Source organism: Eoetvoesiella sp., from assembly GCF_035555955.1.
Classification (GTDB): Bacteria; Pseudomonadota; Gammaproteobacteria; order Burkholderiales; family Burkholderiaceae_B; genus Eoetvoesia.
This window is the reverse complement of sequence record NZ_DATMGA010000011.1, coordinates 1-19,109: the sequence shown is the minus strand read 5'-3', so window position 1 is coordinate 19,109 and position 19,109 is coordinate 1. Positions and strand designations below refer to the sequence as shown.

The window sequence follows — 19,109 nt, the reverse complement described above, 5'->3', positions numbered from 1 at the left end:
GTCTCCTTTTGATTTATAAAAATACGATGCAATATTCAGGCGCTTCGGCGCAATCGCCATCGAATCGCCATCACAACAGAATCCATTACCATGCAAGGCCTTACAGATCCAGGCACAACACCGGATCGCTGGTTCTGGAAACGCACACCATCATCGACTTGCCCGCCGCCCGTTCCTCGGCGGACAGAACGTAGTCGAAATGTTCGGGAGTGCCCGAACAAACACCGGTTTCGCAAGTACGGCAAGTTCCCTCGCGGCACGAAAAGGGAATGCTGAAACCGTTTTCCTCCAGGACTTCCAGAATGCTTTTGTCGGGCGGCACCATGAACGAGACGCCGCTGCGCCGCAACTGGATTTCGAACGCGCCGGACTCGGCCGGCCGCGCCTCGGTGTCGGGCGCGGAAAACCACTCGAAATGCGCGATGCCGTCGTGATGGCCGGCGCAAGCCGCCTGCACCGCCTGCATCAAGGGCTGCGGCCCGCAACAGTAGATCTGTTCGCCCCGGCCCAGGTCGCGCACGAAATCCCCGGCCTGCAGGTGGCCGCCGCGCTCGTCGTCGAAATGCCAATGCACGTTGGCGCCGCCCAGAAGCCGGATGTCCTCGTACAAGGCCGCGCGCTGCCGGCTGCGCGCGGCATACACCAGCCGCCACGCGCGCCCGTTGGCGCAGCACCACCGGATCATGGACATGATGGGGGTAATGCCTATGCCTCCGGCAATGAACAAATAGGATTCGGCCTGCGGATCCAGGGGGAAGTTGTTGCGCGGCGCGCCGATCTGGAACTGCGCCCCCTGAGCCAGCCTCTGGTGCACATAGTCCGAGCCTCCGCGCCCATCGGCGGCCCTGCCCACCGCCACGACGTAGCGATCGGTTTCGCGGCTGTCGTTCAACAGCGAATAATGCCGGATCAGGCCGTTGGGCAGGTGCATCTCGATATGCGCCCCCGGCTCGAAACGCGGCAAGACGCCATCATGAACGTCCCGCAGCTCTAGCAGCACGACATCCTTGGCCTCCGCCACATAGCCGGCGACCTTCACCGTGAGCTTTTCCGTTGGCGCAAGACTCATCAGCAATTTCTCCTCGCCGGCATCAGGCCACCGCCGCCGAGGGCTTGCGGTGCACCTGCTGGGCCTGCAGCGCCGGCTGTTGCTGCTGCTCCTGCGCAATCAGCTTGTCCAGCGTCCAGCGGAAGTGCGACAGCGGGCCGTCGGCGGCGATGGCCAGCAGTTTGAACTGCGGGTCTTCGTCCAGCACCCGCTGCTGGCGCTCGATGATGTGCTTGTCCTCCATGAAGCCTTCGATCAGGCTGTCGTGCAGGGAAAGCGTGACGTTGTAGTTGTCGACCTCGAAGTTGTGCAGGTAGCTGAAAAAGAAATGCGTCGTGCTTTCGGTTTCCGGGGTGATGAACTGGCAGTTGCGGTATTCCTTCGCGCCTTCCCGGTTGCCCCTTTCCGCGCCCGAACCGGCCGGCGCAAACCCGCTCTCCAGGAAAAATATTCCCGGGATCTGCATGTGGCCCACGTTCCACCTATCCACATTGTCGTCGTTGTCGATGACCTTGCGGTGGAAGGGCGGCGGCGCGCTGTTCATGTGCCAGCGCGTCACCCGGAAGCCGCGCTCCAGGCGCTCGACGGACGCGGGCTTGGTCTTGTAGGCGTATTCCTCCGAGCCGCCCAGCGTGTGGGTGTGCACCCAGGCCAGGTGGGCGAAGTCGCTCAGGTTGTCCACGATGAGCAGGTAGTTCGAATCGTAGTGGATGTAATCGGGCTGCCCGCGCCAGGCCGGATCGCTCAAATAGGGGAAGTCGATGATCTGGGACTCGTCGGCCAGCGCCGGATCGCCCATCCATATCCAGACAAGGTGGTCGCGCTCGACGATGGGGTAGGAACGCACCCCCAGCTTGGGCGGTATCATTTCCTGGCCGGGAATCTCTATGCACTTGCCCGAGGCGTCGAACTTCAGCCCGTGGTACATGCAGCGCACGCTGTCGCCTTCGCGCCGGCCCAGGGAAAGCGGCGCGCCCCGATGACAGCAGCGGTCTTCCAGCGCGACGACTTTTCCGCTTGCCCCGCGAAAGAACAAAATGGGCTCGTTCAGCAACTTGCGGGACAGGAACTTGTTGTCGATCAGTTCGTAGTCCCAGCCTGCCATGTACCAGCAGTTTTTTAAAAACATGTTCATCTCCTGAAAAGATCCAACCCGGGGAGCAGCCAGCCGCATCAGCGGCGCAGCGTGGGCGCTTGCGGTGCCCCAAAGGCCAGGCGCAGCGTGAATATGGAGACGAGTATAGGAGTGAAGCAGGGCCGAAAGAGCGGCCCGGAAAGGCACTTGGCAAGTTTGAAAACAGGGGTGTCGGGCTGCCCGAAACGCCTCATTCAAGCGCCGGCAAATCCCGAAATATTATTTATTTTCAATATCTTGCCAGAAACCCTGGAGCTTGAGGGGTCTTCGCGGCATGAAGGAACGCACAGCGCGCCCGACCATGGCGGTCAAGCTTTTGTTCCATCCTGGACAACAGAATTTCAGGGCCCGGCGGCAGGAGCTCGGGCGGCTTCAGGCGGCTTCGTTGCGCAAGGCCATGATAGGCCCCATGGCGGGGTTCGCCGTCTGGCTTTTTTCCTGGGTATAGGCATGCTCGCGGAACAGGAATTCGGCCCGGTCGCCCTGCCCGGCCTCGATGGCCTCGACGATATTGTGGTGCTGGCCATGGGCATAGAACAGGAAGTCGAACATCCGGTCTTTGCTGGTGCTGGAAAACGCAATGCTCTTGGGCGCGGTGAAGGGCACCAGGTTGCAGCGCTCGGTCAGGCTTTCAAGCAGCGGCATCTGGGCGGCTTCCATGATAAGCAGATGGAAGCGGGCGTTCATTTCCGCATAGCGCAGCTCGTCGTCCTCTTGCAGCACCCGGCCGGCGAAGATGACATCGCCTTCGTACAGGCAGGCCTTCAGGGCGGCAAGCAATGCGGGCGACGCCCCGCGGTCGGCCACGGTGCGCGCGGCAAACCCCTCCAGCACCGAACGGATGCGCAAGGCGTCCAGACTGTGCTGGGTGGTAAAGGCCCGCACCGAATAGCCGCGCTTGCCGGCAGGCACCAGCAGGCCTTCCTGGGCCAGGGCCGGCAAGGCCTGCCGCACAGGGGTGCGCGAGACGCCAAGGCGCGCGGCCAGTTCCGCCTCGGGCATGCGCTCGCCGGGCACGAGCTCGCCCCGCAAGATCATTTCACGCAGACGCACGATGACGGATGATGGCTGAGTCATGGAATCGAGGGGCTCGGGCCCCCAAAATAAGCCTTGCTCGGCCTTATTGCACAAGAGCAAGGCTTCGCATTGGCCGGAAGATCAGGAAAACGACTTTCTTTTGATGATCATAACAAAAAAAGAATCCCAAAATGGATCCAAATATAGTATATTCTGACAAACAAACCCGATAAAACCTATTATTTGGGATCCCAAATAATAAAACCAAAGGACAAACAGGCCCTTTTCCCCCGAAAACGGCCCAAGGCATCGGAGCTCCTATCTTGGCCAAGAACAATCTGAACGTGGTGGTCGCCGGCATCCGGCAGCTTACCCCGCGAATCCGCGAATACCTCCTGCGCTCGCAGGACGGCGGCGCGCTGCCCCCCTTCGAACCCGGCGCCCACGTCGAACTGCACACCGAATCGCCTGTCAGCGGCCCCATCGTGCGCCACTACTCGCTGATAGGCGGCGCCGGCAACTGGGACGACACGCCCGACATCTACCGCATCGCCGTGCAGCGCGAAGACCGCCAGCGCGGCTCGGCGCACATCCACGACACCTTCGCCATCGGCACCACGCTGCAGGTTTCCCACCCCAAGAATCATTTCCCGCTGGACAGGCGCGACTCCAAAAGCCTGCTCATCGCCGGCGGCATCGGCATCACCCCCATTCTGTCCATGCTGCGCAGCCTGGTCCGGCGCGGCCGGAATTTCGAAATGGTTTATTCGGGGCGCGTCGCCGCCGACATGGCCTATCGCCAGGACGTCCTGCGCCTGGGCGCCGGCAATGCGCGCATCCACGTCAGCGGCGCCGACAGCAAGAACCTGCTCGACCTGCGCGCCCTGCTGGCCAGCCAGCCCGAAGGCGCCAATGTCTACGTCTGTGGGCCGGCGCCCATGGTCAAGGCCGCGGAACAAGCCGCCCAGGAACTGGGCTGGGACCCGTCCCGCATCCGCAACGAACTCTTTTCATCGGGGCCGGGCGTCGACGACGTCGCCTTCGACGTGGAGCTCAAGGCATCGGGCCGGCGTATCCACGTCGGGCGCGACACCAGCATCCTCGACGCACTGACTGCCGCCGGCGTGCACGTGCTGTCGGACTGCCGCCGCGGCGAATGCGGGCTCTGTCCCCTGGATGTCCTGGACAACGACGGCCAACTCGTCCACCGCGACCGCTATCTCGACGAAGAGGAGCGCGCTTCCGGCAAAACCCTTTGCATCTGCGTTTCACGGACCACCGGATCACGGCTGGTCCTGGACGCCTGACACCCCATAACCTGGAGAAAGACCATGAGCTATACCGATGTTGACTTCACCTTCGAACCCGGCGGATACGCCGACAATGCCACGCCGCTCGTCAAGAACTGCTGGTACGTGGCCGGCTTCAGCTCGGAAATCTCGCGCGACGTCATCAGCCGCCGCTTCCTGGGCACCGACGTGGCGCTGTACCGTACCATGGCCGGCGAGCCGGTGGCCGTGCGCAACCGCTGCCCGCACCGCTCTTTCCCCCTGGCCAAAGGCCGCCTGGAAGGCGATGTGCTGATCTGTGGCTACCACGGCATGCAATTCGACCCCTCGGGCCGCTGCGTCAACATGCCCTCCATGCCCATCGTGCCGGCCAACGCCAACGTGCGCTCGTTTCCCATTGCCGAACGCGGCCCCATCGTCTGGATCTGGATGGGCAACCCCGACCTGGCCGACGAAAGCAAAATCCCCGACACCAGCTGGCTGGCCGACCCCGCCTGGAAAAGCGTCTGCGGCACGTTCCCGCTCAATTCCGACTACGTGGCCATGCACGAGAACCTGCTCGATCAAACCCACTTCCCCTTCCTGCATCCGGGCACCGTGGGCACGCTGGAATACGCGCGCTCCAAGCTCAAGGTGCGCCAGGAGGGCGACGTCGTCATCATCGACCGCTCGCTGAAGAACTCGCCGCCTCCGGGCATCTACGGCATTCCCACCAACCTCATGCACAAGAACGTCGACCGCCTGTCGGAAGCCCGCTTCGCCTCGCCGGCCGTCCATACCGCGTTCGCGCAGATCATCGACCACGAGCCCGCCGCAGGCAGGCCCTCGATCTACCGCTTCAACATCACGCACCTGATCACGCCCGAATCCAACGGACGCATCCACTACTGGTGGTTCAACTCGCGCAACTTCGACCTGGACAACGCCGAAACCGACAAATTCCTTTACGAAGCCTCCAACAAGGCTTACCTTGAAGACGTCGACGCGCTCGAAGCCATCCTCAATGTAGTGCAAACCGATGTCGAGCCCCAGTTCGACCTGAACTTCGCCCCGGACAAACCCGGCCTGATGATGCGCAAGGTGCTGCATCAACTGGCATCGGCCGAGGCCAATTACCAATACGCCTGAGCGCCAAGGCGCATCAACTCATTACGGAATCCATCATGGCTAAAATCATCGGCTGCATCGGGACCTCGCACGTTCCAACCATCGGCGTCGCCTACGACAAGGGCCGTCAGAACGACCCGGCCTGGGCGCCTTTGTTCGAAGGCTACAAGCCGGTGGCCGCCTGGCTGGCCGAGAAAAAACCCGATGCGCTGGTCTTCATCTACAACGACCACGCCACCACCTTTTTCTTCGACATGTACCCCACGTTCGCGCTTGGCGTCGGCGAACGCTTTCCCGTGGCCGACGAAGGCGCGGGACTGCGCAACCTGCCCGCCATCAAGGGCAATGTCGACCTGCAATGCCATATCGCCGAATCGCTGGTCAACGACGAATTCGACCTCACCATCTTCCAGGAAAAGCCCATCGACCACGGCTGCGCCTCGCCCCTGCCGCTGCTCTGGCCGCACGAGCCGGACTGGCCCGGCGCCATCGTGCCCATCGCCGTCAACGTGCTGCAATACCCGCTGCCCACGGCCCGCCGCTGCTACAAGCTGGGCCAGGCCATACGCCGCGCGGTCGAGTCCTATCCCGAAGACCTCAAGGTCGTCATCGTCGGCACGGGCGGCCTGTCGCACCAGATCCACGGCGAACGCACCGGCTTCAACAACGAGGAATGGGATCTCGAGTTCCTGCGGCAGCTGCAGTTCGAGCCCGAAAAGCTCACCCAGCTGACCCATGCCGATTTCGTGCGCCTTGGCGGGGCGGAAAGCGTGGAACAGATCATGTGGCTGGCCATGCGCGGCGCCATGCCCGAGAAAATCCGCAAGCTGCATCAGAACTACTACCTGGCCACCACCACGGCCATGACCGTCGTCCTCTTCGAAGAAGGCGAAGAGCCTGCGCAGCAGGCGGCCCGGTCCAGCACGGCCAGCGTGCCCGCATAAGGAAGCAAGCCATGAATCCGCAACTGAAAGGCATCGAACAACTGAGCGGCACCTATGCCTTCGACATCCGCATCAGCAATAAAACGCTCAAGCTCAACCGCTTCCTCTGGAAAATGATCGGCAAGGAATGGCGCGAACGCTACCTGGCCGACCCCGAGGCCGTCATGCAGGAGGCCGGGCTGAACGACACCGAAAAAGAGCTCCTGCGCAAGCAGGACTGGCTGGGCCTGGTGCAGTACGGCGCCAATTTCTTCGTGCTGGAAAAATTCGCCCGCGTGGCGCGCAAGACCAATCTCGAGGTCTACGCCATCATGCGCGGCGAAAGCTTCGAAGAATTCATGCAGACGCGCCGCGTGCCCGAATCGCGCTAGGGCCTGTTGACAGACCCTAAACCCTGGGGCTGGCCCGCATAGCGGATCAGCCCCGATGGCCGGGCGGCACCCGGCCGCCAGAATCCGATAACAATCCATGGAGACAAGCATGACGTCGACGCCGCGTCCCACCTTTCCCTTGAACGCCTGGTACGTAGCCGCCTGGGATGCCGAAGTCGGCCGCACGCTGCTGGCCCGCAGCATCTGCGGCCAGCAAATGGTGCTTTACCGCAAGCAGGACGGCCAAGCCGTGGCGCTGGCCGACGCCTGCTGGCATCGCCTGGTGCCGCTGTCGCTCGGCACACTGGTGGGCGACGGCGTGCGCTGCGGCTACCACGGCATGCATTTCAACGCCGACGGCCGCTGCACCCACATGCCCAGCCAGGAAACCATCAACCCCTCGGCCTGTGTGCGCTCATTTCCTGTCGTGGAGCGCCACCGCTTCGTGTGGGTCTGGCCGGGCGACCCGGCCCTGGCCGATCCCGCCAAGGTTCCCAGCCTGCCCTGGATGGATGACGCCGACTGGGCGGGCGACGGCAGCATGGTCGAGGTCAAGGCCGACTACCGGCTCATCCTCGACAACCTCATGGATCTTACTCATGAAACCTATGTGCACGGCTCCAGCATCGGCAACGAGGCGCTGGCCGAAGCGCCCTTCGATGCCGTGCACGGCGAAACCACGGCCACGGTGCGCCGCTGGGTGCTGGGCGAAGAAGCCCCCGCCTTCTGGGGCGCCCAGCTCGGCAAGCCCGGCCCGGTCGACCGCTGGCAGATCATCCATTTCAAGGCTCCGGCAACCATACTGCTCGACGTCGGCGTCGCCCCGGCCGGCAGCGGCGCGCCCCAGGGCGACCGCAGCCAGGGCGTGGGAATGTGGGTCATCCACATTCCCACCCCTTCCACCGAAAAAACCAGCTACTACTTCTGGTGCCACCTGCGCAACTACCGGGTGCGCGAACAGCGCATTACGCGCGAAGTCCTGCAGGCGGCGCGCGGCATTCTGCTCGAGGACGAAACCATCATCGAAGCCCAGCAGCGCGCCATGGACGCCAATCCGGGCCGCGAGTTCTACAACCTGAACATCGATGCCGGCTCTCTATGGGCCAGGCGCCTCATCGACGGCATGGTGGACAAAGAGCTGTCCGGCGCGCAGCAGCCAGCCGTCGTTCCCCGGGAGGCTGTCGGCGCATGAATACCCACGACACTTGGCTCGACGCCACCGTCCTGGCCGTCCGCGACCTCACGCCCACAGTGCGGGAATTCCAGCTGCAATACCCGCAAGCCGTGCACGCCGACCCGGGCGCGCACATCGACGTCCAGGTCATGGCCAACGGCCAGCCCGACTCGCGCTCGTATTCCGTCGTGCGCTGCGAAGGCGCCAATGCAACCATCGCCGTCAAGCATGTGCCGAGCAGCCGCGGCGGTTCGCGCTATATGTGGTCGCTGGCGCAAGGCGCGCGCCTCAAGGCCACCGCGCCGGCGTCCGACCTGGCGCCCGTCTACGGCTCCGCCCGCTATCTGCTGATCGCGGGCGGCATAGGCATCACGCCCCTGCTCAGCGTGGCCCGCGCGCTGGCCGGCAGCGGAGCCGACGTGCGCATGGCCTACGCCGTGCGCACCGAGGCCGAACTTGCCTATCTGGCCGAGCTGCAGGAGCTGCTGGGCAACCGACTGCGCGTTTTTGTCTCCGCCCGGAACCAGCGCATCGACATTCCCGGCGAAATCGCCGCGCTGGCCGACACCGACCAGCTCTATCTTTGCGGCCCCATGGGCCTCATGGAAGCCGTGCGCACGCACTGGTTCGCGGCCGGACGCGCAAGCTCGCGGCTGCGCTACGAAACCTTCGGCTCCAGCGGCCGCTATCCCGCGGCGGACTTCACCGTCCGCCTGCCGCGGCTTGGCCTGGAGATCCAGGTGCCGGCGGAACAATCCATGCTCGACGCCCTGACCGAGGCAGGCGTCGCCATGGTGTCCAACTGCCGCCGCGGCGAATGCGGGCTGTGCGCCGTCGATGTGCTGGCCACCGACGGCACGGCCGACCACCGCGATGTCTTCTTCACCCGCGAGCAGCATGCCCAGGGCGGCAAAATATGCACCTGCGTATCGCGCATGGCGCAAGGCAGCATCACCATCGAACCACCCTGGCGCGGCGACCCCGACCTGGCGCAAACGGATGTCCTTGCGTCATGAGCCGATACTGCCGTACAAAGAATAGCCACAAAGCGTAAACAACTATTGATTTTTTCCCGCCAACCAGTAACATTCAGTGGACTGTACAAGACAGTCCGAACGGCATCCAAGCCTGTAGTTACGAAACCCAAAGGAGCATGCAAATGGCGTCAAACCGAGGCGTGGCTTACGTTGGACCCGGCAAGGTCGAGGTCCAATCCATTCCCTTCCCCGAACTGGTCACCCCCGCCGGCAAGACCGCCGGCCATGGTGTGATCCTCAAGGTTCTATCCACCAACATCTGCGGCTCGGATCAGCACATGGTGCGCGGACGCACGACCGCTCCCACCGGCCTCATCCTGGGCCACGAAATCACCGGCGAAGTCCTTGAAGTCGGCCGCGATGTCGAGAACATGAAAAAAGGCGACCTGGTCTCGGTGCCTTTCAACGTGGCCTGCGGCCGCTGCCGCACCTGCAAAGAGCAGGACACCGGCGTCTGCCTCAGCGTCAACCCTTCGCGCGCCGGCGGCGCCTACGGCTACGTCGACATGGGCGGCTGGATCGGCGGCCAGGCCGAATACGTCATGGTGCCCTACGCCGATTTCAACCTGCTCAAGTTTCCCGATAAAGACCAGGCCATCGCGAAAATTCGCGACCTCACCTGCCTGTCCGACATCCTGCCCACCGGCTTCCACGGCGCCGTCACGGCCGGCGTAGGCCCCGGCAGCACGGTTTACGTGGCTGGCGCGGGCCCCGTGGGACTGGCGGCCGCGGCTTCCGCCCGCCTGCTCGGCGCGGCCGTCGTCATCGTTGGCGACCTCAACGCCGACCGCCTGGCGCACGCCAAGAAAGTCGGCTTCGAAGTCGTCGACGTCTCGCTCGACACCCCGCTGGGCGACCAGATCGCCGCCATCCTGGGCACCCCCGAAGTCGACTGCGCCATCGACGCCGTCGGTTTCGAAGCGCGCGGCCACGGCCACAGCGGCTCGCAAACCGAGGCACCCGCCACCGTGCTGAACTCGCTCATGAACATCACCCGCGCCGCCGGCAAGATCGGCATTCCGGGCCTGTATGTCACCGAGGACCCCGGCGCCCACGACAAGGCCGCGCAAACCGGCTCGCTCAGCGTGCGCTTCGGCCTGGGCTGGGCCAAGTCGCACAGCTTCTTCACCGGCCAGACTCCGGTCATGAAGTACAACCGCGCGCTCATGCAGGCTATTTTGTGGGACCGCATCAACATCGCCGAAGTCGTCGGCGTGCAGGTCATTACGCTGGACGACGCCCCGCGCGGCTACCACGAGTTCGATCTTGGCGCACCCAAGAAATTCGTCATCGATCCGCACAACCAGCTGGGGCATCTGCGCAAGGCGGCGTAAGGGGTAAATAAGCCCCTGCACTGTGCCGCAATGCGGCATGCCGTTAACAAGCAAGGCCCGCACAAGCCTTGCCTGCCCAGGCTGCCGACAAACCCTCGGGTAAAACCGGGGGTTTTTTCATATTCACTACGGATTGGCCTGAGCTTTCGCGGCGGTTTTATCGGAACAGCGTATCGATGTAATCGGCGCCGATGCCGACTTTCTCGTAATGGTCGCGGCACATCTTGATGTAGTCGTGTACGTCGAAATAGCCGTTGGCGTCGCCATTGTCGTCCAGCCAGATCAGCGGGCCCTTGACGATGAAGAAGGTCTTCATGGGGTCTTTGTGTTCGTAGGCAACCAGCGTATGGCCTTCACCCGGGGTTTCATAAACGAAATCGCCGGCGGTGGCGGTCCAGTCATGTTCCAGGTAGCCCCATTTGCCCGAGATGGTAAAGGCGAAAACTTCGTGCGGGTGGTAGTGGCGATTGACCAGTCCGGCGGACTTGGCCATGAGGATGTCGGCCCATTTGTTCTGGGTGGGCGAGATCCACAGGGGGCGGGACGATACCGTGTCGGAAAAAGGCACGTAATACCGTTCATCGTCGGTCGGGGCGTTGGCGATATAGGCTTCGGGCAGGGCGTCCGGCTTGAACACGTCGGAAATGGCGGGGATGTCTTTCCAAAATTCGGTAGTGGGTGCGTCGGCCATAGTGGTCTCCTGGTCATGAAAACAGTGCGCGATGCGATAACCGCGTATGAACGGTTTATTCCGCTTGGAAACCAGATAAGCTTAACGCAAACACAAGCCTTGGGCCGTTTTTTTCATCGCCAAACCTCGCTTGACCTCGGCCCGGGGTCCGAGGCTTGCGCTTTGGCGTGCGGTCAAAGATTAGGCAGTTCGGCCGCCCTGGGATCATCCTTGAATTGAAATGCCTTCTGGAAGGCGGGCCGCTCGCGCATGTGCTCGTACCACTCTTTCAAGCGCGGATAGGTGCCGTCCGGCATGAAGTCCGGCCGCAAGTTCATGATGCGGTCGATGAACGGCACCATTGCGATGTCCGCCAGGGAGTATGTGCTTCCACCGAGCCATTTGCGTTCGGCCAGGTTCGACTCGACCTGGTTCAAACAGCCTTGCATCTTGTCGACCGCGTCGCGCAGCTCATCCTCGGTGAAGCCGCCCTGGGCCATCTTCTCCCAGCGGTCACGGCGCTCTTTCGTGGGTATCCGCGAAAGCGTTTCCCGCAGCTTCTCCGAATCGAGGCCCGCCGATGCACGGCCTCGGAGCTTTTGCCATGTCGGAGCGTAAACCGCCTTGTAGGCGACCTCGTCCGAATATTTGATCCACAGGCGCATCTGGTAGCGCTCGTAGGGGTCCTGCGGCTTCAGCGGGTTTTGCGGAAAACAGTCGTCGAGGTATTCGATGATGATGGAAGATTCGACAACGGGCCGCCCCTCGTGCAATAGCGCGGGCACCACGCCGTTCGGATTGATGGCAAGGTACTCGGGCCGGTGCTGTTCGAACTTCTGCAGATCCAGCATGTGGCTTTCGAAGGGAATGCCCTTTTCATACAAGCACAGACGTACTTTTTTTGAACATGTGGAGGCTAGGCCATGAAACAAGTGGATGCCATGGCCAGAGGTTGAAAAATTCGGTTCGCTCATCAGGTGTCCTGTGAAACCCCGGTGCTCGAGACCGAGGGAAGAAATTGCCGCCGGCGGACCGTGCACTAGCCCGCCTGACTCTGAGTCAAATGCTGATCCGGACAATAATATTGAGCGAAGCCCGCCACGTCAACCGGTCTTTTTCTTCCCTTGCAAGGCATCGACAAACTGGGGCCAGACGAATTTTTCGCCGACAGGGTAAGCCACGCCCAGCTCCTGCATGCGATCCACGAAAGCGTCCTGCAGCTGCGCTGTGGCGCTGGACATCAGCGGGGCGATATCGACATCCTGCAGAGTCTCGACCACTTCACGCATCTCGGCGGCGCGGCGGCGGCCGTGTTCGGCGACGCGGCTGATGAGGTAATCGGGCAGTTCTTCCGTCCAGCCCATGCTGGGGAAGGTTTCGGCCAGCGAAGCCAGCACTTCCTTCTCGGCGCCGTAGCGGCGCGCCGCGGTCATGCATTCCACCGTCAGGGCCTCGATGCCCTTGATCATGACGCTGCGGCACATCTTGATGGCCGAGGCCACGCCCACCCTGGTGGCCACGGCCCGCGTGCGCAAACCCAGCTTGTTCAGGCTTTCCGACAGCACGGCCGCTTGCGCGCCGCCCAGCAGCATGGGCACCTTCAGCCCATAGGGCGGCACCGGCGCCATGACGGCGGACTCCACATAGAAGGCGCCCGAACGCTCGATGGCGTCGCGGTCGATGCCCTTGGTGGCCGGCGACACCGAATTGATGTCCATGAAATACTGGCCCGGCTTCAGGAACTCGGCGGCGGACTCCGCCGCCGCGCGGGCGGAACTGGCCGTTACCGCGGAAATGACGAGATCCGCGCCACGCACCGCGCTTTCAAGACTGTCGTGCAGCACGACGCCCAAGGTCTCGGCGCGCTCGGCCAGGGCCGGACGCAGGGCAGCGTCGCCGACCTTGATGTCGTAAGTGGAAACCTTGGCGCCGGCCTTGACGCAGCCCTCGGCCAGCAGGGTTCCAGCTTCGCCGAAGCCCACCAGGGCAATGCTGTTCAATGTGGGAAGCGTTGCACTCATTTCATTGATCCTTGTACATGATGAATTCGGCTTCGCGCTGGGCGATCCGCCAGCCTTGTTCCGTCTTGACGAAGCTGTCGTGGAACTCGCCCAGCACCTGGCGCGCGTTGGCCTTGCGGCCGAAGGCCTCGACGGCTTCGCCGGCGCTGGTGCTCCATAGCACCAGATAGCTCACCGCCTTGGCCGAGCCAGCCTGGGTATCGATGAACACGGTATTGCCGACCACGTGCCGGGTAATCCGGTCGGCGGGCCGGCCCTGGTAAGAGGCCAGGATTTCAGCACGCCCGCTCAGCCAGGCGCCGCCCGGACGCGCCAGGCGGCCGTCCTCGGCAAACAGCTCGGCAAAGGCCTGGTAGTCTTGCTGGTCGACGCAATAGGCCGAGCGCGCCACCAGTTCGCGGCATGCCGCCTGAACCACGGCGAGTCCTTCGGGGGATTCGATATTGCTCATGAGTTCATCCTTGTTCTTGATATTCCATGCCCCGGCGCTGCGCGCCAGCGCGAACCCTATGCGGCCAGCCACCGCGCCAGAATATCCGACACGGCCTGCGGTTTTTCCATGGTGGACATATGGCCGCAGTCTTCGATGGCATGCAGGGAGCCAAGCCCTGGCGGCACCAATGCCAGCATGGCTTCGTGGCGCGGCAAGGGGCTCCATGAGTCCTGACGCCCGCAAATGAACACGGTGGGGCAAGCCAGCGCCCGCAATACCGGCGTGGCATCGGGGCGGACCAGCAGCGCCTTGATTTGCGCTTCGAATTGCCCTGGCGTGCGGCGCTCGATCATGTCCAGAACGGCTTCATACAAGGGGGTGCCGACCTGATCGGGATGAACCATGCCCGGCGCCCATAAGCCGCCCATGGCGCGCATGCCCTGCTCTTTCGCCACGGCCAGAAGCTTCATGCGCTTGTCGCGCTCGGCCTCGGCGGCCTCCCCCTTGGCAATCGCTTCGTAGCCGGTGTCCAGCAAGGCCAGGCGCTTCACACGCTGCGGAGCCTGGCGAACGACCTCCAGGGCGACCCGGCCGCCCATGGAGTGGCCGGCCAGCGAGAACTCGGGGTAAGGCGCCGTTTCAAGCACCTTTTTCGCCATGCCGGCGATGGAATCCAGGTCGTTGTAATCGGGAACGAACGTATCAGCGCGTAACGCCAGCGCCTCGCGCTGATCGGCCCATACGGCTTCGTCGCACAACAGGCCCGGAAGCAAAACCAGTTTTTCTTTCGACATATCTCTACTTTGCTATGTTATTTGCCCGGCCAGACGCGCTGCGGCACGTGCACATGGCCGTCGAACAGCCAGCGCGCGGTGCGTATCAGGGCGGCGCTGCTTACTTGCACCGAACCGCCGCTGCGATCCAGGTTGAGCTGCACGCTGAGTTCGCCGGTGGGGTGCTCGATGCCCAGTGTGGGCGCATCGCCTGCGGGCATGACCGCCACGCCTTCGCACACCGAACCGGGCACGGCCACGGCCGTGGCGACGCTGACCGCGCCAAGCACGCCGATGGAAGCATGGCAGCGATGCGGAATGAAGCTGCGCGTGTTGATGGCGCCGCCTTGCGTGGGCGGCGAAACCAGGCACATCTTGGGCACGGTGCGCGCGGCCACGTCGCCCAGGTTCATCATGGGCCCGGCCTTGAGCCGAATGGCCTCGATCCGCTTCTTGAGTTCGTCGTCGGCGTCCAGCTCGGCGCGGGTTTCGTAGCCGCTGCGCCCCAGATCCTGGGCCCGCATCAGCACCAGCGGCATGCCATTGTCGATGCAGGTTACCGCAATGCCGTCGATGACATCCTGGGCATTGCCGGTGGGCAGCAAGGCGCCGCAGCTGGAACCGGCCGTATCGCGGAACTCCAGGGGAATGGCCGCGGCCGTGCCGGGCACACCATCGATGCGCTGGTCGCCGTCGTACTCCACATGGCCGCCGGGCGTGGCCACCGAGGCCACGGCGATCTGCCCGGTGTTGACCATATGGATGGCCACGCGCGTCGTGTCGCCCGTGGCGGCGATCATGCCGGTCTCGATGGCGTAGGGCCCGACGCCCGCCAGCATATTGCCGCAATTCTGGCCGTAGTCGACGCGCGCTTCGTTCACCACCACCTGGGCGAACAGGTAATCAACGTCGGCATCGGGCCGGCTCGAGGCCGAAACAATGGCCACCTTGCTGGTCAGCGGATCGGCGCCGCCTATGCCGTCGATCTGGCGGATGTCGGGCGAACCCATCACGGCCAGCAGCACGCGGTCGCGCACCGCTGGATCGGCGGGCAGATCCGAAGCCAGGAAATACGCGCCTTTGGAGGTGCCGCCGCGCATCTGCACACATGGAATCCGGACTTGCATGGCTGCTTCCTTTGCCGCGTTAAATATCTTCCAGGGAATCGACGTAGCGCAGGCCCTTGGCCTCGAGCTTTTCGCGCATCTTGTAGTAGTCGAGCCCAAGGGTTCCACCGGCCAGGACCTTGCGGGTCACGGCTTCCTTGTCGAGCCGGGCCTGCGACGCAACCGCCACCTTGGCCACATTGGCAACCGGAACCACCACGACGCCGTCGTCGTCGGCGACGATGACGTCGCCCGCGTGGACGATTTGCTGGGCGCATACCACCGGCACGTTCACCGAGCCCAGTGTTTCCTTGACCGTGCCCTGGGCCGAAACCGCCTTGGACCACACGGGGAAGCCCATTTCCTTCAAGGCCTTGATGTCGCGGCAGCCCGCGTCGATGATCAGGCCGCGCACGCCGCGCGCCGCCAGGGAGGTTGCCAGCAGCTCGCCGAAATAGCCGTCCAGGCATTCGGAGGTGGGCGCAACCACCAGGACGTCGCCTTCGCGGCATTGCTCGACGGCCACATGCAGCATCCAGTTGTCGGAGGGCGCCGTCAGCACGGTGATGGCCGAGCCCGCGATCGCGGCGCCATCCCAGATGGGACGCATATACGGGGCCAGCAGGCCCAGGCGGCTTTGCGCTTCATGCACGGTGGCCGAGCCGGCCTTCTGCAGGATTTCGATATCGGCCGCGCTGGCGCGCGGCACATTGCGTACGACGACTCCACGTATCATGACAGGTCTCCGACGACCGAAGGCGTAAGGCGCATATAGCCTTCGGCATATTCAATATTGCGGGCGGCGGTGATGCCGATGTTGCGCTTTGCCTGCACGCCGCGCTGCAGCGCAACGCGCGTGTAGTATTCCCACAGATGTTCCTGCCCCGCCATGCATTCGATGGCCTGGCGCTTCAGGTCCCAGACATCGGTGATGTCAAGGAAGGTATTGGGAACCCACTCGCACTGTTCCGTTTGATGCGGCTCGAAGGCGTATACAGGCGGGGCGCCCACCACTTTCTGGCCCGGATTGTGGCCTTCGGCCTGGGCGATGACGCGCGCTTCCTGCGCCACGTGCATGGCCAGCGGGTGGTCGAAGTTGTAGGGGTCCTTGACCGAGTGGCTCAGCACGAATGCCGGCAGCACGTCGCGGTACACGTCGACCAGGCGCATCAGCGCCTCGTCGTTGACGCGCATGGGGTAGTCGCCCAGGTCGAAGAATTCGATTTCGGCGCCCAGGATGTCGGCGGCCTTCTGCGCCTCTTCGCGGCGCGCCTCCTTGACCTTGGCTTCCGTCATGTTGCCCTTGCGCCAGAGCTTGGCCGACTCGCCGCGCTCGCCGAACGACAGGCAGACGACCTTCATGCGGTATCCCTGGCGAACGTGGGTGGCAATGGCTCCGCCCGACCGCCATACGAAGTCGGCCGAATGGGCGCTGATCACAAGACCCGCCTTGGGTGTTTTTATGGTTTCAGTCATGTTGTATCCGTATAAGCTTGAACAATGAGGTGGCGGAGCCCAGTATGCCAAACAGGGGCGGGGCCCCGCCAGTGACTTTGCCTTTCATGTCGTGCGATTCGCTTATAGCAAGCCGCCGCGCGCCGCGGAGCCTCAGGGCTCCGCGGCCAGCCCGATGAGGCGGGCCAGTTGTTCGGGGTCGTCCAGCAAGACGCTGCTCTGGCCCTGCCAGCTGATTTGCCCGCGATCCAGGACGATGGTTCTTTCGGTAAGCTCCAGGGCCAGCTCGGCGTGCTGCTCGACCAGCACGATGCCCATCCGCCCGGCCTGGCTCAGCTTGCGGAAGGCATCGACCAGGCCGTCCACGATGACCGGGGCCAGGCCCTCGAAGGGCTCGTCCAGCAGCAGAACCTGGGGGTTGCCGATGAGGGCGCGGCCGATGGCCAGCATCTGCTGCTCGCCGCCCGACAGTTGATTGCCCATGTTCCGCCGGCGTTCGGCCAGGCGCGGAAACAAGGTGTAAATGCCCGTCATGTCCCAGTCGCCGGAGCGCGCCGCCACACGCAGGTTTTCTTCCACGGTAAGGGAAGGAAATATGTCGCGTTCCTGCGTTACCAGGCCAAGCCCGGCGCGGGTGCGCTCGTGGCTGGCCACGCGGCCGATGTCCCGGCCCTTGTAGCGGATGGCGCCCGAATGCTGCGTGGTCAGGCCCAGCATGGTGTTCAGCAGCGTGGTCTTGCCCACGCCGTTGCGGCCCAGGACGCTGAGGGTTTCGCCGGCATCCAGCGACATCGACAGGCCCTCGAGCACCACGGTTTCGCCATATCCGGCAACGATGTTTTCAATTTCCAGCAAATCAGGCATGTGTGCGCTCTCCCAGGTAAACCGCGCGCACCCTTGGGTCGCTGCGCACTTCTTCCACGCTTCCTTCCACCAGCACGGCGCCCTCGACCAGCACGGTGATGCGCCGCGCGAAACGGAACACCAGATCCATGTCGTGCTCGATTACCAGCGTGGCGACATCTTCGGGCAGGCGCTCCAGCAGGTCGAACAGGCGATGGCCCTCGGTGGAAGGCACGCCCGCTACGGGCTCGTCCAACAACAGGACACTGGGTTTCAGCGCCAATGCCAGTGCAATTTCGATCAGGCGGCGCTGCCCGTAGGCCAGCGAAACGACGCTGCGGCCGGCCAGATCCAACAAGCCCAGCGAACGCAGCAGGTCGGCCGCTTCGTCCATGAGCGCCGAAGACTGTGTAACACCCGAGAACAGGCGGCTGTCGATGCCTTCGCGGGCGGACAGGGCCAGGCCGATGTTCTCGCCCACCGTCAACTGGTTGAACAAGGAATTGATTTGAAAGGTGCGCGCCAGGCCCAGCTTGACGCGCCGCTCGGAGGCCATGCCGGTGACATCGCGCCCCGACAGCAGGACCTGCCCCCTGGAGGGCTTGAGCAAGCCGGTGATCAAGTGCACCAGGGTGCTTTTGCCCGCGCCGTTTGGCCCGATGAGGGCATGCCGGGCGCCGGGCGCGAGCTGCAGGTTGACGTCGCGCGTTACCTTCAGCTCGCCGAATTGCTTGCTTAAACCGCGCAGTTCCAGTGCGATGGTCATTTTGCGCCCTCCTTGCCGCTTATCCGGGCCACCCATCCGGCCACGCCGTCGGGGGCATAGCGCACAATCAGTATCAGAACCACGCCCAGCACGGCCAACCAGTTGGTGGGATCGAGCGCCGCGGCCCGGTCGGACAGCACCACGAAGATAATGGCGCCGAAAAAGGCGCCGTACAAACGGCCCGTGCCGCCCAGGGCCAGCATGACCACCACGTTGGCCGACAAGGTGAACGACAGCGAGTCCAGGCCCACGATGCGATTGATCTGGGCCGACAGGCCGCCGGCCACGCCCGCGATCGCCGCCGATATCGTGTAAAGCACCCACAGGCGCCGCTCTACCGTAACCCCCAGCATGCGCATGCGCACCGGATTCTCGCGTATGCCCTGAGCGGTGAGGCCGATAGAGGAGTTGACCAGCTTCTTGAGCAGGGCGTAGATGAGCGCCAGGACCACACAGGCATAGACAAAGGCGGTGTGGCCGTAGATGTCGAACTTGAACAGCCCGAATATCGGCGAAATATCGTAGCCCGCCAGGCCATCGTCGCCGTTGGTGACCGACTTGGCCACGTTGGCCAGCTCCAGCAGCA

Annotated in this window: 21 protein-coding genes; 7 read left to right on the top strand and 14 right to left on the bottom strand. The window is 63.6% G+C overall.

Annotated features, from left to right (window positions below; translation table 11 throughout):
* Window positions 1-100: 100 nt before the first annotated feature.
* The 3 genes from VNT00_RS01955 to VNT00_RS01945 form a co-directional block, all read right to left on the bottom strand.
* Window positions 101-1,069 (bottom strand): PDR/VanB family oxidoreductase, encoded by a 969-nt coding sequence (locus VNT00_RS01955; RefSeq protein ID WP_325583965.1) that lies wholly within the window; start codon window positions 1,067-1,069, stop codon window positions 101-103.
* A 22-nt stretch (window positions 1,070-1,091) separates the two neighbouring features.
* The gene (locus VNT00_RS01950) at window positions 1,092-2,177 is read right to left on the bottom strand and encodes an aromatic ring-hydroxylating dioxygenase subunit alpha (RefSeq protein WP_325583963.1); all 1,086 of its coding nucleotides are present in this window, start codon (window positions 2,175-2,177) and stop codon (window positions 1,092-1,094) included.
* Between the two features lie 378 nt (window positions 2,178-2,555).
* Window positions 2,556-3,260, bottom strand: coding sequence for a GntR family transcriptional regulator (locus tag VNT00_RS01945; RefSeq protein WP_325583961.1), 705 nt, complete (start codon window positions 3,258-3,260; stop codon window positions 2,556-2,558).
* Window positions 3,261-3,523: 263 nt separating this feature from the next.
* On the opposite strand from VNT00_RS01945, the gene VNT00_RS01940 reads away from it, so the two are divergent.
* The 7 genes from VNT00_RS01940 to fdhA all read left to right on the top strand — a co-directional run bounded on the left by VNT00_RS01940 (window position 3,524) and on the right by fdhA (window position 10,456).
* Window positions 3,524-4,507 (top strand): PDR/VanB family oxidoreductase, encoded by a 984-nt coding sequence (locus tag VNT00_RS01940; RefSeq protein WP_325583959.1) that lies wholly within the window; start codon window positions 3,524-3,526, stop codon window positions 4,505-4,507.
* Between the two features lie 24 nt (window positions 4,508-4,531).
* A complete protein-coding gene (locus tag VNT00_RS01935) occupies window positions 4,532-5,617 on the top strand; it encodes an aromatic ring-hydroxylating dioxygenase subunit alpha (RefSeq protein WP_325583957.1) in 1,086 nt (361 codons plus the stop codon).
* Between the two features lie 35 nt (window positions 5,618-5,652).
* Complete coding sequence (locus VNT00_RS01930) at window positions 5,653-6,540, top strand: gallate dioxygenase (protein WP_325583955.1); 888 nt, start codon at window positions 5,653-5,655, stop codon at window positions 6,538-6,540.
* 11 nt (window positions 6,541-6,551) lie between these two features.
* Window positions 6,552-6,911 (top strand): protocatechuate 3,4-dioxygenase, encoded by a 360-nt coding sequence (locus VNT00_RS01925; protein WP_325583953.1) that lies wholly within the window; start codon window positions 6,552-6,554, stop codon window positions 6,909-6,911.
* A gap of 109 nt (window positions 6,912-7,020) precedes the next feature.
* Window positions 7,021-8,103 (top strand): aromatic ring-hydroxylating dioxygenase subunit alpha, encoded by a 1,083-nt coding sequence (locus VNT00_RS01920; protein WP_325583951.1) that lies wholly within the window; start codon window positions 7,021-7,023, stop codon window positions 8,101-8,103.
* Entirely contained in the window at window positions 8,100-9,101 is a 1,002-nt protein-coding gene (locus tag VNT00_RS01915) for a PDR/VanB family oxidoreductase (protein WP_325583949.1), read from the top strand. The genes VNT00_RS01920 and VNT00_RS01915 overlap by 4 nt, the downstream gene beginning before the upstream one ends.
* Window positions 9,102-9,244: 143 nt before the next feature.
* The gene (gene fdhA / locus VNT00_RS01910; RefSeq protein WP_325583947.1) at window positions 9,245-10,456 is read left to right on the top strand and encodes a formaldehyde dehydrogenase, glutathione-independent; all 1,212 of its coding nucleotides are present in this window, start codon (window positions 9,245-9,247) and stop codon (window positions 10,454-10,456) included.
* 157 nt (window positions 10,457-10,613) lie between these two features.
* On the opposite strand, the gene VNT00_RS01905 is transcribed toward fdhA, so the two are convergent.
* The 11 genes from VNT00_RS01905 to VNT00_RS01855 form a co-directional block, all read right to left on the bottom strand.
* Window positions 10,614-11,147 (bottom strand): 2,4'-dihydroxyacetophenone dioxygenase family protein, encoded by a 534-nt coding sequence (locus tag VNT00_RS01905; RefSeq protein ID WP_325583945.1) that lies wholly within the window; start codon window positions 11,145-11,147, stop codon window positions 10,614-10,616.
* 173 nt (window positions 11,148-11,320) lie between these two features.
* Window positions 11,321-12,100 (bottom strand): glutathione S-transferase family protein, encoded by a 780-nt coding sequence (locus VNT00_RS01900; RefSeq protein WP_325583943.1) that lies wholly within the window; start codon window positions 12,098-12,100, stop codon window positions 11,321-11,323.
* 129 nt (window positions 12,101-12,229) lie between these two features.
* Window positions 12,230-13,147: an NAD(P)-dependent oxidoreductase gene (locus VNT00_RS01895; RefSeq protein WP_325583941.1), complete on the bottom strand. Its 918-nt coding sequence runs from the start codon at window positions 13,145-13,147 to the stop codon at window positions 12,230-12,232.
* Between the two features lies 1 nt (window position 13,148).
* Complete coding sequence (locus VNT00_RS01890; protein ID WP_325583939.1) at window positions 13,149-13,598, bottom strand: nuclear transport factor 2 family protein; 450 nt, start codon at window positions 13,596-13,598, stop codon at window positions 13,149-13,151.
* 56 nt (window positions 13,599-13,654) lie between these two features.
* Entirely contained in the window at window positions 13,655-14,374 is a 720-nt protein-coding gene (locus VNT00_RS01885; protein ID WP_325583937.1) for an alpha/beta fold hydrolase, read from the bottom strand.
* Between the two features lie 17 nt (window positions 14,375-14,391).
* The gene (locus tag VNT00_RS01880) at window positions 14,392-15,480 is read right to left on the bottom strand and encodes a 4-oxalomesaconate tautomerase (RefSeq protein WP_325583935.1); all 1,089 of its coding nucleotides are present in this window, start codon (window positions 15,478-15,480) and stop codon (window positions 14,392-14,394) included.
* 19 nt (window positions 15,481-15,499) lie between these two features.
* Complete coding sequence (locus tag VNT00_RS01875) at window positions 15,500-16,195, bottom strand: 4-carboxy-4-hydroxy-2-oxoadipate aldolase/oxaloacetate decarboxylase (RefSeq protein ID WP_325583933.1); 696 nt, start codon at window positions 16,193-16,195, stop codon at window positions 15,500-15,502.
* Window positions 16,192-16,935, bottom strand: coding sequence for a PIG-L deacetylase family protein (locus VNT00_RS01870; RefSeq protein ID WP_325583932.1), 744 nt, complete (start codon window positions 16,933-16,935; stop codon window positions 16,192-16,194). Before VNT00_RS01870 ends, VNT00_RS01875 begins: the two co-directional genes overlap by 4 nt.
* 132 nt (window positions 16,936-17,067) lie before the next feature.
* Entirely contained in the window at window positions 17,068-17,778 is a 711-nt protein-coding gene (locus VNT00_RS01865) for an ABC transporter ATP-binding protein (protein WP_325583931.1), read from the bottom strand.
* Window positions 17,771-18,523: an ABC transporter ATP-binding protein gene (locus tag VNT00_RS01860; protein ID WP_325583929.1), complete on the bottom strand. Its 753-nt coding sequence runs from the start codon at window positions 18,521-18,523 to the stop codon at window positions 17,771-17,773. The genes VNT00_RS01865 and VNT00_RS01860 overlap by 8 nt, the downstream gene beginning before the upstream one ends.
* Window positions 18,520-19,109 (bottom strand): branched-chain amino acid ABC transporter permease (locus VNT00_RS01855; protein ID WP_325583927.1); only part of this gene is annotated, 590 nt, incomplete at its 5' end. The genes VNT00_RS01860 and VNT00_RS01855, both read right to left, overlap by 4 nt.